We start from the raw sequence: 13942 nt of genomic DNA, 5'->3' as shown, positions 1-13942 counted from the left end.
GCCATCACATACACGCAGCACGCGTGCATGGTTCGAGGGAAGGCCGCGTGTTGATCGGAGGACGGCGAAGCCAGGAGACGGCCTCGGGCGTTTCCTCCAGGGCTCATGGCACCCGCCTTGCAGCCATGACTGCGGTTCCGGCTGTTGAAAAAGGGGAAATGCCGGGATCGGATGCCGAGTGAGCGTGCTCACGTGGTGTCCCCCCACCGGCGCATTCGAGTGAATGAGCTGGTCACCAACAATGGCCCACCAAGGATCGGTGAGCCAGGACCGTTCACGGAGGAAACAAAACCCCATGGGTCTTCGAGTCAACACCAATATCGCTTCGCTTAACGCGCAGCGAAACCTCGCCAACACGACCAACAACCTGCAGCGTTCGTTGGAACGGCTTTCTTCGGGCCTGCGGATCACCCGCGCGTCCGACGATGCAGCTGGTCTGGCGATCTCCGAGAGGTTCCGCGCCGAGGTGCGGAGTCTTCAGCAGGCGCAGCGGAATGCCAACGACGGCATCTCGCTGCTGCAGATCGCAGAAGGAGCGCTCAACGAAACGAGTGGCATCCTGACGCGTCTGCGCGAACTCGCCATCCAGTCCGCGAACGGCACCCTCGGGGCTTCCGAGCGCACCACGCTGGACAATGAGTTCAACGACCTGGTGTCCGAGATCGGACGAATTGCCCAGGTTACCGAGTTCAACGGCACGGCGCTGTTGGACGGTACTGCCGCCAGCGTCACCTTCCAGGTAGGCGTGGACAACACGGCCAATGACCAGATCACGGTCACTGGTGTGAATGCCACGTCCACGGGTATTGGTGTCGATACGGCTGGTATCGATACGGTAACCAACGCCCAGGCGGCCCTGTCGTTGATCGACTCGGCCATCGGCACCGTCGCGTCCTTGCGCGCCGGTTTCGGTACCGCCCAGAATCGCCTCGAGTCCACGATCCGTTCGATCGCAGTCTCGGTGGAGAACACGGCGGCTGCTGAGTCCCGGATCCGGGACGTCGACATTGCATCCGAGACGGCCATCCTGACGCGGAACCAGGTTCTGCAGCAGGCCGGTATTTCGGTGCTCGCCCAGGCGAATGTGTCGACGCAGAACGCGTTGGCGCTACTCCAGTAGATCCTCTCCGTGGGGAGCGGCGACGCGGTCGCTTTCCACACCCCTCGTTAGCCCCGAGGGCGGGTCCGACCCCCGCCTTCGGGGCCACCGCGTCCAATTGAGGAAGGACACGCGAGATGGGAATTCGAGTCGGTGGGCTTTCGTCGGGGCTTGATACGGAAGCCTTGATTTCTGCCTTCATCAAGTTCGAACGGCGGCCGTTGGAGCTGGTCGAACAGCGCAAGGCCGAGGTCGAAAACCAGAAGTCGCTCTTTCGTGATCTCAATACGAAGATGCAGGCACTCCGCGACGCAGCCGCGGCCATCGACAATCAGAACAGCCTGCTCAGCGGCCCGACTCTCGATGAGGAATTGCTCGAGTTCACAGTCGGCTCTTCCAACGATGTGGTCCTCACCGGGAACGCGACCGGAAACGCGACACCGGGAACCATCGACGTCCAGGTGGACCAGCTCGCTACGGTAGGCCGGCGCTTTTCAGCCGCCTTCGGATCCGATACGTCGACGATCGCCAATTCGGGCGAGACGATGACGATCGACTATGGCGGAGCGGCGAATATCGACATCACGGTCGGTGCCACCGGGGCAACCCTCCAGGATCTGAAGGACGCGATCAACACGGATGCCAACAACCAGGGCAACGTGCGCGCCGACATTCTCTTCGATGGGACCAACTATCGTCTCATCGTCTCCGGCGCGAATACAGGTGCCGCGAATGACATCAGCGCGACGACGACGATCTCGGGCCCCGCAGCCTCGCCATTCGTCGACGTGGCCCTCGACCAGGCCGCACAGGATGCGCAGATCACCGTATTCGGAAACATCACGATCAACCGCCCGGAAAACGACATTACCGATGTCATCCCAGGCTTGACGCTGAAACTCCACACGGCGGATCCCGGAGTTCCCGTGACGCTCGACGTCCAGCGGGATGACGAGAAGCTCACGGAAAAATTCCAGGCCCTGGTCGATGCCTACAACTCGGTCGTCGATTTCGTCACTGCCCAGAGCCGTTTCGATGAGGATGCGAACAAGGCGGGCCCCCTCTCGGGAAACCCGACATTGCGAGGCATTCAGTTCGCCCTGCAGACGGCTCTACAGGGCAGTAGTTCGAAGCCCTATGCGTTCTCGGGCAACCCCATTCGCTCGGTCGGCGAGTTCGGAATCGAGCTCGGCTCGGATGGCCGGCTCAGCTTGAACGCGACCGAGTTGACCGAGAAGCTCGACGAAGATCCCTTTGCGGTACGCCAGTTCCTGGCCGGCCTGGGCACGGGAGTTTCCACGGACGACGGCGTGGCGACGGCCGTGGCACGCGCGATCGACGTCTTCATCGAAACGGGCAGCGGGATTCTCGCCAACATCGATAGCAGCCTGGATACGAGAATCTCGAACTTCGACGTGCAGATCGAGCGCTTCGAAGCGCGGCTCGAGAAGCGTGAGGAGTTGCTCGTGCTCCAGTTCTCGAGGCTCGAGTCCTCGATCGCGGCGCTCCAGGGCCAGGGAAACTCGTTGAATAGCTTGCTCATACCGAGGTCATAGGGGCGTTACACGTCTCGGGGGGGGAGATGGGAAACCGATATCAGCAAATGGACATTTCGACGGCGACACCGGAGTCGCTCGTCGCGAAGTTGTTTCAGGGAGCGATTCGGCACGCGCGCAATGCGCGAGAGATCGGGGGCGAGGGTTCACCGGCGGATCGCGGACGCTCGATCACGAAGGCTGTCGCCATCGTGGGAGAGCTTCGAAGCTCGCTCGACCACGAACGCGGCGGGGAGATCGCCACGAATCTCGAGCGGCTCTACGATTTCGTGATCGAGCGCCTGACCGAGGCGAATCTGCGTCGGAGCGGAGAGCCGATCGACCACGCGCTCAAGGTGCTGGATACGCTCGAGGAAGCCTTCTCCGAGCTGGCGCGTCGCGGCGAGCGCGGCGCAGCATGAGCGCTGCCCTCGGGGCCAGGGCCCAGGCCCTGCGCAAGGCGGCCATCGGTCTTGCCGGCGCCGTCGAGCGGCAGGATGCTGAAGCAATGGAGGCAGCTCTCGAGGCCCGTGGGGTTGCTTTCGACGCGTTCATGGCAGCGGCGCGGAACGGCATCGATTCAGATACCCGACAGGTCGTCGAGGATGTACTCGCCCTCGACCGCGCAGTGCAGGAACAGGCCCGCGCACAGCTCTCCGGGATTCGGGAAGAACTCGAGCAGATACGTCATGCAAGGCGTGTCGTCACTGAAAAGTGCCCCAAAGAGGCACCACGTTTCGTAAGTAGGCGAGCATGAGCGAAGAAGAGGCCGACGCGGTCGAAGAGGAGGAAGAAGTCGCGTCTGGCGAAGACGGACTCGATTCGGAGAGCCTCGCTGAGGTGGCCACGCAATTCTCCGAGGCATTCTCCAAGGATCTGAGCGCGCTCCTGGGGCCCGCGGCCGCGGTCGAGGTCAAGGGCACGCGGTCTGTCTCGGCCGCCGACCTCGAGTGCCTGGACGTTGTCGTCGATCAGCAGACGCGCAGCGAAGGAGATCAACCGCGAGACGTTCACCTCCTTTGCCCCACTCCGGACGCCATCGGCCTCGCAGCTCTCCAGGCCGGCCTCGAGGGGGATGCGGTCGGCGAAGCTCGCGAAGGGGGTGATTTCGCCGCTCACTCCGAAGGCTTCGGTGAAGTCATGAAGCTCGCTGCGGCTGTGCTCACGCGTCTGCTCGAGCCCCACGAGTTCGGTGATCTTCAACTTCGAGATGCTCGTCCGCTGGAGGACGCCTCCTCGAATACTGCATGGCTCGGTGACGGAACGCAGTGGTGCATCGATCTGGAGCTTGGTGTCGAGGGGTTCGACCCGGCGCCTCTCTTGATCTTGATCGGACAGGGCGATGGAAAGGCCGCAGGGGATTCTCTGGCAGAGGAAGCCTCGGTCATCATCATCGATTCGGACGGAGAGGAAAGGGACCGCATCGAGGAGGCCAGTGAGGAGCAGGAGAAAGAGCTCGCAGCCATCGATCCTGCCGATTTCGGTGACGACAGCCGGGAATCGATCCAAGAGGCCGACGCAGTGATCGTCGCGTGGGAGTTGGGAGGCCGGTCCGGTCTCGAATTCGTTGAGCATCTGGTGCGCAACGAACAGACTTCCGGGACCATTGCGCTATTGGCGCACGAGCGGGCGACGCGCGGGATGGTCGAATGCGCACTACGCGCAGGCGCGCGCGGCTTCGTCCTTCGACCGTACGATCTAGTGGAAATCCAGAGGGCGGTGGCAGCGGCTCGCCGCTCCTGAAGCCAGGATCCTCTCTCTCGGGTCAGACCTTGATATCGAGAAGTGAGCCCTTCAGCTCCATCTCGGCGTCCAGCGTTCGAAGGGCAGCCTGGCCGCCCACCAACGCCTTCATCTGCTCCACCGCCTCACGCGCCAGATCGACTTCCTGCGGTTCCGGGGAACGGGTCGCGACGGCTTGAGGTCGCTCAGACGCGTCGACCGCCTGTTGGACTTCAACGGGATGGAAGTTCCGCGTGTTGACGTTGGCAACGTTATGCGCCGATGCTTCCAGACGTTTGGAAGCGGCTTCGAGGCCCGCAAGGCCCGCCGATGCGGCGTTGGAGATCATGCTCTTCCTCCGCCCCTCCCCAATGAATTCCATCGTCGACGGCCAGCCGGGTCTTGAGCAAGTCCCCCGGGGCCTGGGGGTTTTCACTGATCCTGTTCAAGGCTTCTCCCCAGCCGTCACCTCTTCGGGCGGATCGGGCACTCACTTGCATGGAGCTGATTCTCTTGACGGGTCTCGCCTGTGTCGCCTGGACGTCCATCGAGTTGGGAATGGCATCCGCACGTCGCAAGAGCAGCGTTCACGCCGGTCCTCATGCGCGTTTCGGCGCCGTCGCAGACGATGGCGCGCCCTTGGATGTGGTTCTGGATCGGCGCAGGAAGTCCCGAGATCGACGGGAAGACGCGTTTCCCGAGTTCTCCCTCCGAGCCTGAGCGAAGTATCGGGGAAAAGCCCGATCTTCCGCGGACGCCAAGCAGCCGAAACAGGTGCCGAAGGAGGCGCTTGTGGGACCGCCGTTGAAGAAGAACTCGTCTGCAGCAGGAACGGATGAAGATCCCGCGCTAGACGCGCTCGTCGCAGCCCTTCGGGTCTGGGGTGAGATGGCCATTGCGCTGGAAGGGCGTGAAGAAGAGGAAATCCAGGAGGATTTCGAGGGCTGGGCTCGCCACGCCGCACTCGCCTCGCCCCGGCCAGGGCTGGATGATCCATCGGCTCCGCCCGCCAACAAGAAAGATTGGACCGGGCTTGGACGCTTCGTCCGCGAGCATCGCAGGGCCGAGCATGAATACGTCACGCGCAACATGGAAGACCTTCGCCAGGTCATCTGGCAGTTCGTCGAGAGTCTCGGGCGGGCCATCACCGAAGATCGCCAGACGGATGGTGAAGTCGCCTCCAAGCTGCTCGATCTGCGCCGCGCGGTGGACTCGAACGATACCGAGGCACTGAAGCGCGAGGCCCTCTCATCGATCTCGTTGATCCAGAGTCGCATCGAGGGCCGCAAGCTCCGCGAGCAGGGCCAGATCAACGAGCTCTCAGGCCAACTCGACGATATGGCGAGCGAACTCGTCGAGGTGAAGGATCAGCTCCAGGTCGATGCCTTGACCGAGATCTGCAATCGCGCAGGCCTCGACCAACAGGTCTCCCGGGTGGTCAGTCTCGGACTGGTGCTCGGGCAGCCAGCCATCTTGTTCATGATCGACGTGGACCACTTCAAGTGGGTCAACGATCGGTACGGCCATGCCGCTGGCGACGAGGTGTTGCGTCAGGTCGCGTCGACGTTGGCCCATACGTTCAGGCGCAAAGGCGATTTCCTGGCGCGCTACGGCGGGGATGAATTCTCCGCCGTGATCCTCGAGGATAGTCTCGAGACAGCGAACAAGATCGGTGATCGGCTGCTATTCGCCATTCGTGAGCTCGATGTAGTGTGCGAAGGCGAGGACGAGCCGATCCGGGTCTCCGTCTCGATCGGCGCTGCACGGCTGGAATCTGGCGAAGATGCCCGAAGCTGGTTCGATCGGGCCGACCGCGCCTTGTACCAGGCCAAGGAGCTCGGGCGGGATCGAATCGCCCTCGCCATCGACGGAAAGACGTCCGACAGGGAAGAATCCAACGAAGAGCCCGACGCCTAGCAATAGGATCCCGGAACCTCGTCGAGATGAGCCGTGATCGCAGCTTCGTCAGCTGGGCCTACGCTTTGAGGGCGCCTAGCTCACCAAGGACTGCGAGCGCAGCCACCCTGTAGGCTTCGGTGAGTGTCGGGAAATTGAACACGTTTTCGACGAAGTCGTCCGCGTTCCATCTGGCGTGAATGGCGACCTGCCCCACGTGAATGAGATCAGTCGCGTTCTCGCCAAGGATCTGCACACCGAGGAGTCGGCCGCTGTGTCGATCCGCGACGAGCTTGAGCCAGCCTTCTGTGCGGTGGTTGATGAGCGCCCGTGCGACCTCGTCGAATCGCGCGCGGCCAGCGACGGTGTCGATTCCCCGCTCTTCCGCTTCCGCTTGGGTGAGGCCCACTGTGGCCATATCGGGGATCGTGTAGATCCCGACCGGCAGCGCCGCATCCTGTTCGACGATCTGGCCGCCTGCGGCGTGGGTCGCGGCGCGACGTCCCTGCTCCATCGCTGTCGTGGCCAGGGCCGGCGGGCCGATGACGTCGCCAACGGCATAGATGTGGGGCACGCGGGTCTGCAGATTCTCGTTCACCTCGAGCAGGCCGCGTGAACTCGCCTCGAGGCCGGCTCGTTCGAGGTCGAGTTCGGGAAGACAACCGACCCGCCCCAGCGCCACCAGGACCTTCGAGGCTTCGTGGAAGCTGCCATCCCCTAGCGTGACCATGTTGCGAGAGAACCCGTCCCATTCGATTCCCGTCGCCTGAGCCTCGGATACGTAGGTTCCCCCCCGGCGTTCGAAGGCTTCGATGAAGCCCACGGAAAGCTCCGGGTCGAGGAATGCCATGGGCCTGGGCGCTTGGTCGACGATCGTGACGCGGCTACCGAGCGTCAAGAAGACCGAGGCGTACTCGCAGGCGATGACCCCCCCGCCCAGCACGATCAGACTCTCGGGGACGTAGCTGAGCGAAAGGATCGAATCGCTGTCGAGGACGTGTTCGTGATCGACCGAGAATTCATCGGGTTCACGCGGGCGCGAGCCGGTCGCGATGACGATGCTCTCTGCTTCGTATTCCGTGACGGCGCCCCTTGGCGTCGTGACCGAAACGACATGATCGGATTCGAATCGTCCTCGGCCGTGCGCGATCTCGATTCCGTTGCGTTCCAACTGGGCCCGCATGAACCGGCTATGACCCGTCCGCACGGCTTCGACACGGGCCTTCAGTTCCGCCAGGGGAAGGGCCCGTTGGCCATCGTCGACCTCTCCGGCTGTGTCGGCACCACCGCGGGCTTCGACCGCGAGCTGGCGCAATGCTTTGCTGGGGATGGTCCCGGTGTGGACGCAGGCGCCGCCGATATCTCTTCCCGATTCAACCAGCGCGACGTGTTTCCCCGCCTTGGCGGCGGCAACGGCCGCTTTCTGCCCACCCGGCCCGCCTCCGATGACGAGAATCTCGACCGTCCTGCGTTCGCTCACTCGCCGGTCTCCAGCATCTCCCGCACCGTGTTGCCCACTTCGAGGAGAGCATCGAGGTCTTCAGGGTAGATTCCCAGGACGTCGAGGATCGGATCATCGCGAAGAGCCTCTTCCTTCGAAGCGTTCTCATCGTCGGCATCGATCAGGTCGAAGAGTCGCTCGGCCAGAAGGACGAGCTTCGCATGAGTCGTACCGGTTTCCGGTGGTACCGATCCATCGAACGTGATGGCATCACGAACGTGCTCAGGAAGGCCCCAGCTCTCGGCGGCATCGAGTCCCAGGCGCACGCGAAAAGCAGCGTCCAGCTCCAGGAATTCTTCGGGACGCATGTTCGGTTCGTTCACACGACAAATACGCGCCAGGGCACGGATCAGGAGCGCGGTGCCGACGTTTCGCAGAAGGCCAGAAAGGAAGGCGGCCTCGACATCTTCGCGTAACGCCCGGGCCACTTCCTTCGCGAACAGGCCAGTGCCGAGAGAGCGACGCCAGAGCCCCCGGAGTTCCTGCTGAAAGCCCGGCACCGAGAACACACCATCTCTCACGCTCGCCGCGACAGCGAGCTCCACGACGCGCTGAATGCCGAGCCGCGAGATGGCCTGCTGAAGGGACACGATGGCGACTCGGCCCGCTTGCATCGCGGAATTCGCGTCTTTCAGGATTTCTGCCGCAAGGCCCTGATCGCTGTGTACGAGCGTTGCCAGGTCGGCGGAAGCCGTCAACGGATTCGAAGCCGTTTCCATGACTTGCTGGGCGATTTCGGGAAGCAGGGGAAGTTCGATCTTCCCCGCGTCGTAGCGGCGTTCGAGCTCTCTTCGTATGGATTCGGAACTTCGAGCCATGGCTTCTCACACGTCGGTGTGTTTCCGCCGAAGCTTTACAGGAAGTCGCAGAACACATGTGGTTGTTCCCGCAACCCGCTTCAATTGCTCGCACATGAAATGGGCGAACTTGCAAGATGAAACAACGGAGGCGCAGGACGTCCCCCCCTTGCCTACCAGGCTGGCACGTCATTTGCTGATGATCTTCGTAGAAGCGAGGAGGATCGTCTCTTGAACGTCCCCAACACGTCGTACAGCGGTGCGGACCAGCGTTCCTACTACCGTGTCTCCACCTTTCTACCCGTGCGCTGCCGGCGGGTGATTCCTTCCGAGATTGCGGGTCTGACATCTGAGATTCAAACCCGCGAAGCGCCTGATGTCTCGAGAGTCGATCCGGGCCTCGCAGAGTGGCTCGACCGGGTGGAGACCAAGCTCGATCGGATTCTCGCCCGCTTCGAGACCGAAGAAGAATCCTGGATGACCTCCGAGGGGGCGCTCGAGGTGACCCTCTCCGGTTCCGGGATCCGATTTCCTGTCTGCGAGGAAGTCGCCCTCGACAGCGACGTACTGATGGAGATTACGATCCCCGGCACACCCAATCATACGGTTCTGAGCATTGGGCGGGTCGCGGAATGTGAAGCGGAGGGAAAGTCCGTAACCATCGCAACAGGGTTTCGGGTCATCGCCGAGTGCGATCGGGATGCGGTGATTGCCCACGTGCTGGAGATCCAACGCTCGGAGCTTCGTCAGCGGGCGATGAGAGACGAGTGACCCACCGGATCCCGATTCTCCTGGTCGGCGCAGTCTTGACGCTCATCGTTCCGGGCCGAACAGGTTTCGCGGAGTCCGAGGCCGAGACGATGCCGCCCGAAGCCATCGAGGTTCCTCCGGATCCGTTTCGAATCTTCTCGGCGCGTCGGGCTTGGCTGCCCGTGCTCGACGCTCTCGGGCCTTGTCTGCCCAAGGAGCCGCCGGCAACCCTTCTTCCCGTTCTGCCATTCCTGCGCGGCGGCTCAGAATCGGCCGTGCGTCGGGTTCTCGAGCTGGCCGAAGAAACGAGACGCAAGGAAGGCGAGCGCCTGAATCCGGAACTGCGCTTGTGGCTGGCCGTCGTCAGCGCCCGGGTCGCCGATACGAGGCTTCGGCGGACGGAAGCGATCCACGTTATCGACCAGGCCCTCGGTCGCGGTGGGAGCAGCGAAGCTCGTGTCTGCGCTTTTCTCGAACGCGGCCGTGCCGAGCTGCACAATCACCGGGCACCCGAAGCGAGCGCATCGGCCCTTCGGGCACTCCGGGAGGGCGAAGGTGCTGAACTCCCCGCCGACCGCGCGGAAGCCGCACGGTTCCTGCGTGCTGAGGCGATGCTCCTCGCCAGGCGCAACGAGGAATCACGTTCGCTCTATGAGTCCCTTGCCGACGCGACGGTCGACCGCCTGGCCGCCGCAGCCCGCTTGCGCCTGGTTGCAGGCATGGGGGACGAGCTGCCCGCCCGGGTTGGCTGGCTGCGTTTCCGCACTCGTTTCGAAGAGGCTCGCTCGCTGGATCTGGATCTGCGGGCCTTTGATCGCGTCGCGACGGAATCTGCTCTTCGTGCTGGAGATTCACGTCGTGCTCTCGTGCATATTTCCCGGGCAGCAGATCTGGAAGGCGATGAACTGGCGACCGGTCTTGCGGTGATTCGCAAGGCGGATGTCCTGGTCGCACGCGGCCGCGGCAGTGATGCCCTGATCGCTCTCGAGCGGGTAGCGGATGTCCACTCGGATCGGGACGTTCGTCGTCTGGCAAGAGTTCGCATTGCCGATCACCAGCTGGGCGAGGCTACGGAGGCAGACCGGTTGGAAGTGCTGCGAGAAGCAGCTGGATCCCCCGAGCGGGGGCTTTCGATTCATGCTCGAGCGTTGATTCTCCATCGCCAGGTGCAATCAGGCGAGATCGATCAGGCGTTGGAAACCTACGCACGGCTCGCCTATGAAGATGCGGACGACGAGCTCGCACCAACCCATCGAGATGATCTGGATGCGGCGCTGCTCGCGGCAGTCGAATCCCATTGCCCAACCACCGTCCGCCGGTTGGGGGGCAGACGGGAGCTGCTGCTGCGTCAAGCCCGTGTGAGTGAGCCCTTCGTGGCTCTGGCGGATTGTTATCTCGCGCTTGGAATGCCGGTGCCCGCATTGGCCAGCTATCGCGCTGTCACGCGCGCATTTGGTCCGGAGCTCGCAACACGGCTCACGCTTCGGCTCGCTCGGGCTTCCCTCGGTGCAGGTGATCTTCCAGCGGTACGAGCTGCACTCCGCGCCCATCTTCGAGGAGGCGAATCCGAAGACGTCCCGGCTGGCGGTCTGGCCGGCGATAGCTGGTCGCTCTTCGAGGCCGAGCTGGCATTGCGCGAGGGGCGAGATGAGGCAGCCGCCGAACTCCTGCTTCCGATCGTCCAGCAGGGAGACGCACCTCTGCGCGCCCTTGGCTGGCTGGCGGAGCTGGTCGCAAGAGGAGTTGCGGGTGAGGATGCCATGATGCTCCTCGAGGACGAGACCTCGCGCTGGCAGCTCGACCCCGACCCGAAAGCAGATGACTCGGAGGTTTCCGTCCGAGCTGGCGTCGCGTTGGTGCTGGCGGATCGATTGGCCGATGCCGGCGAGCTTGGGCGCGCCCACTACTACTACGGTCTCGCGGCCGAGTCTCTTCCCGATGGATCCAGGCGCGCGCGGGCCAGATTTCAAAGGGCCCGATTGAGCAAGGACCGGCAGCGCCGCCGTGAATTCGAACGAGCCGCGGTTCCCACCGCCGGCGCAGATCACTGGAGTCGATTGGCGACGCTCGAGCTACGAGCCTTCGAGCTGCGGCAAGAGATCGGGGCCCCAGGGTTCTCCGCCACACGCCGAGCCCTCCTGCCCGGCGGAGAGGCGACGCCGTGAGCGCAACCCGCGACGCTGAGCTGGCCTCCGCCATCCTTGAAATCCGCGCACCGTTGTCGCGTGTCGAGCTTGCGGCCAGCCGACTCGATCGGGAGGACAGGACGCCCCGCACCGCCGAGCTTGCTTGCACCATTCGGGACGCTGTGGCGACGATCGATCGGCAGCTGGAGCTCGCTCTCCGTGTGCTGGCTCCGCCCGGTCCGCCCCGTGATTGCCCATCCGCGCCCGTGCTCGAAGAGGTGGCAGCGCGTCTTCGCCCGGTGCTTGCAGCGCGAGGCCTGGATCTACGCGTGGAAAGCCCACAAGATTCTCCACCGCTCGATCCTGCCGTGCTTCGTCGAGCGGTCATCGCGCTCACCGGAGCCGCAGCCGAGCACGCACAGCCGGGCCCTCTCGAAGTCGGGCTCGTTCCCGGCAAAGGACGTTGGGGTGTCGAAGCACGCTGGCAGCTGCCGATCACGGGTGATCTGAACGCAGCGGACGCCTTGCGTCGGCTCCAACCGCTTGCCCTTCTATGTGGCACCGAGGCGGAGAGTACCGCCAGTGGCGCCGTGTTCTGGCTCTCCGCGGGAGAAGCCACGTGAGGGTGCTCGCGCGTCTACGCGACGAAGGCCTGCGCCGGGATGTGCTGGCGGTTGCTCGCGCTGCCGGCTACTCGGCAGAAGAAGGTGCTGACGATGAAGTGCTGCTGGCGCGAGCAGCGGAAGGTGACATCGATGCTTCCCTCATCGAAGTGAGCTGTCATGCAGACCTCCACCTGGTCGAAGAACTCAGGCGTAGCGCGCCGGATGTCGGGGTGGTTGCCGTGGGTGGGCGTCCGGGGGTCGACCTGGTCGTCGATGCATTCCGCGTTGGCGCAGCCGACTACCTGCGCATGCCCTTCGACGTGTCCTCGTTGGAGCGGGCGTTGGCCCAGGTCTTGCGGAGGGAGCACGATGGTCCATCGGATGGGACCTTCCTGACCCAGGACCCCCGCATGCGGGCATTGTTGGAGCAGCTGCGCCGCGTGGCGACCAGTGAGGCAACGATTCGTCTGGTGGGCGAATCTGGTACGGGCAAAGAACTTCTCGCACGTTGGGTCCACGATGGGAGTTCCCGCCGTCGCGGACCGTTCGTGGTGATGAGTTGCGCCGGGCTGACGCCAACCTTGGCGGAGAGCGAGCTGTTCGGGCACGCCCAGGGTGCGTTCTCCGGTGCGGTCGAATCCAGGGTGGGCCAGCTGGCGGCGGCCAACGGGGGAACCCTGGTCCTCGATGAAGTCGCCGACCTGCGGCTCGACCTTCAACCCAAACTCCTGCGTGCGCTGCAGGAACGGGAGGTGATCCCGCTCGGAGGACGCAAGCCGCAGGCACTCGATATCCGGGTCATCGCGACCACTCAGCGAGATTTGGAACGGGAGGTCTCGAGTCGTCGCTTCCGGGCGGATCTGTACTACCGGCTCGATGTCGTCACCTTGAGGATTCCTCCGCTGCGCGAACGCCCTGGGGATATTGCGTTGCTCGCGCAATCGTTTCTGGATCGCTTCGCTGCCAGCTCGGGCAGCGAGCCCGCACGGCTCGAGGATGCGGCCCTTGCCGATCTTTCCTCTCGTCCGTTTCGCGGCAACGTCCGCGAGCTCGAAAACCTGATGCGCCGGGCCGCTCTGCTCTATCCGGGGCGTTCCATCGATCTGGATCCGTTGATTTCACCGAGCGGGAGCTCGGGGGATTCCCTGACTCCGAAGCTGCGCTCTCTCAATCTTCGCGAACTCGAGCGCGCTGCGGTGATTCGTTCTCTCGAGGTCACCGACGGCAATCGCACCATGGCGTCTCGGGCCCTCGGAATCAGCGTGCGCACGCTGCGCAACAAGATTCGCCTCTACGAACTCGCCTGAACCCGCACTTCGCAGGCGGCAGAAACTTCCCACCTGCAGTTCAGGCTGAAACGCAACGATGCAACGCGGGAGGCTTTTCCGGGCCGAAACGTGCGCTGCTCGTCGGAGGGGCGATCTCGCGGTGGCACTCCCTTTGCACTGGTCTCCTCCGACGATCCCCATGTGGGGACGGGAGGAGACCATGCCCGGGCCGGTGAAAGGAGCCATGCCGCAGTTGGAAGACGCAATGCGCTTCCGACTCGCGCGTCAGGCAGCATTGGCGGGAAACATCGCCAATGCAGACACGCCGGGATATCGGCGCGTGGATCTCGAATTCAAATCAGCCCTGGCCGATGCCGCGGCCAAGCTCGAACGGACCGATCCCAAGCATCTTGGTACGGGAGGCTCGGGTTCGAATGCCGACTACCGGGTTACTCGTGGTCCGCGGGGATCGCGCCCGGATGGCAACGGTGTCGAGCTCGACAGCGAGCTGATCGCCCTGAACCGCAATTCCGGCGCTTTCCAGGACCAGGCGGCCGTGCTCTCCAGATTGCTCATCCTGCGGCGCATCGCCGTGACAGGTGAGGCCAGGTGATGTCCCGCGAACCGGAACTCGCAACGAAGG

The 13942-nt window shown here is 63.7% G+C and carries 15 protein-coding genes; 12 read left to right on the top strand and 3 right to left on the bottom strand.

The genetic code is table 11. From position 1 onward, the window contains the following. Positions 1-295 precede the first annotated feature (295 nt). The 5 genes from GY937_02575 (at position 296) to GY937_02555 (ending at position 4377) form a co-directional block, all read left to right on the top strand. Positions 296-1120 (top strand): flagellin FliC, encoded by an 825-nt coding sequence (locus tag GY937_02575; GenBank protein MCP5055590.1) that lies wholly within the window; start codon positions 296-298, stop codon positions 1118-1120. A gap of 116 nt (positions 1121-1236) precedes the next feature. Next, positions 1237-2655, top strand: a complete 1419-nt coding sequence (gene fliD / locus GY937_02570; protein ID MCP5055589.1) for a flagellar filament capping protein FliD — start codon at positions 1237-1239, stop codon at positions 2653-2655. Positions 2656-2702: 47 nt separating this feature from the next. Further along, complete coding sequence (gene fliS, locus GY937_02565) at positions 2703-3056, top strand: flagellar export chaperone FliS (protein MCP5055588.1); 354 nt, start codon at positions 2703-2705, stop codon at positions 3054-3056. Beyond that, on the top strand, positions 3053-3391 hold the full coding sequence (locus GY937_02560; protein ID MCP5055587.1) for a hypothetical protein: 339 nt from the start codon (positions 3053-3055) through the stop codon (positions 3389-3391). The genes fliS and GY937_02560 overlap by 4 nt, the downstream gene beginning before the upstream one ends. Beyond that, entirely contained in the window at positions 3388-4377 is a 990-nt protein-coding gene (locus GY937_02555) for a response regulator (GenBank protein ID MCP5055586.1), read from the top strand. The genes GY937_02560 and GY937_02555 overlap by 4 nt, the downstream gene beginning before the upstream one ends. 22 nt (positions 4378-4399) lie before the next feature. Here the strand turns inward: GY937_02555 and GY937_02550 are convergent, their stop codons facing one another. After that, positions 4400-4705, bottom strand: a complete 306-nt coding sequence (locus GY937_02550) for a flagellar basal body rod protein (protein ID MCP5055585.1) — start codon at positions 4703-4705, stop codon at positions 4400-4402. A 149-nt stretch (positions 4706-4854) separates the two neighbouring features. Here GY937_02550 and GY937_02545 point away from each other — a divergent pair, with 149 nt between their 5' ends. Both GY937_02545 and GY937_02540 read left to right on the top strand, forming a co-directional pair. Then, positions 4855-5076: a hypothetical protein gene (locus GY937_02545; protein ID MCP5055584.1), complete on the top strand. Its 222-nt coding sequence runs from the start codon at positions 4855-4857 to the stop codon at positions 5074-5076. A gap of 72 nt (positions 5077-5148) precedes the next feature. Then, positions 5149-6273, top strand: coding sequence for a GGDEF domain-containing protein (locus tag GY937_02540; protein ID MCP5055583.1), 1125 nt, complete (start codon positions 5149-5151; stop codon positions 6271-6273). Between the two features lie 58 nt (positions 6274-6331). Here the strand turns inward: GY937_02540 and sthA are convergent, their stop codons facing one another. Continuing rightward, on the bottom strand, positions 6332-7732 hold the full coding sequence (sthA, locus tag GY937_02535) for a Si-specific NAD(P)(+) transhydrogenase (protein ID MCP5055582.1): 1401 nt from the start codon (positions 7730-7732) through the stop codon (positions 6332-6334). Beyond that, positions 7729-8571, bottom strand: coding sequence for an HDOD domain-containing protein (locus GY937_02530; protein MCP5055581.1), 843 nt, complete (start codon positions 8569-8571; stop codon positions 7729-7731). Before GY937_02530 ends, sthA begins: the two co-directional genes overlap by 4 nt. 210 nt (positions 8572-8781) lie before the next feature. On the opposite strand from GY937_02530, the gene GY937_02525 reads away from it, so the two are divergent. The 5 genes from GY937_02525 (at position 8782) to flgB (ending at position 13912) form a co-directional block, all read left to right on the top strand. Further along, positions 8782-9321 carry a hypothetical protein gene (locus GY937_02525; GenBank protein MCP5055580.1) on the top strand — a complete coding sequence of 180 codons (540 nt, stop codon included), beginning with the start codon at positions 8782-8784 and terminating at the stop codon, positions 9319-9321. Beyond that, complete coding sequence (locus tag GY937_02520; GenBank protein MCP5055579.1) at positions 9318-11465, top strand: hypothetical protein; 2148 nt, start codon at positions 9318-9320, stop codon at positions 11463-11465. The genes GY937_02525 and GY937_02520 overlap by 4 nt, the downstream gene beginning before the upstream one ends. Continuing rightward, complete coding sequence (locus GY937_02515; GenBank protein ID MCP5055578.1) at positions 11462-12049, top strand: HAMP domain-containing histidine kinase; 588 nt, start codon at positions 11462-11464, stop codon at positions 12047-12049. Before GY937_02520 ends, GY937_02515 begins: the two co-directional genes overlap by 4 nt. After that, positions 12046-13338, top strand: a complete 1293-nt coding sequence (locus GY937_02510) for a sigma-54-dependent Fis family transcriptional regulator (GenBank protein ID MCP5055577.1) — start codon at positions 12046-12048, stop codon at positions 13336-13338. The genes GY937_02515 and GY937_02510 overlap by 4 nt, the downstream gene beginning before the upstream one ends. Positions 13339-13519: 181 nt before the next feature. Continuing rightward, the gene (gene flgB / locus GY937_02505; GenBank protein MCP5055576.1) at positions 13520-13912 is read left to right on the top strand and encodes a flagellar basal body rod protein FlgB; all 393 of its coding nucleotides are present in this window, start codon (positions 13520-13522) and stop codon (positions 13910-13912) included. Positions 13913-13942: the final 30 nt, after the last annotated feature.

The sequence above is a fragment of the bacterium genome (assembly GCA_024228115.1).
Classification (GTDB): domain Bacteria; phylum Myxococcota_A; class UBA9160; order UBA9160; family UBA6930.
This window is presented reverse-complemented; position numbering and strand designations above follow the sequence as displayed.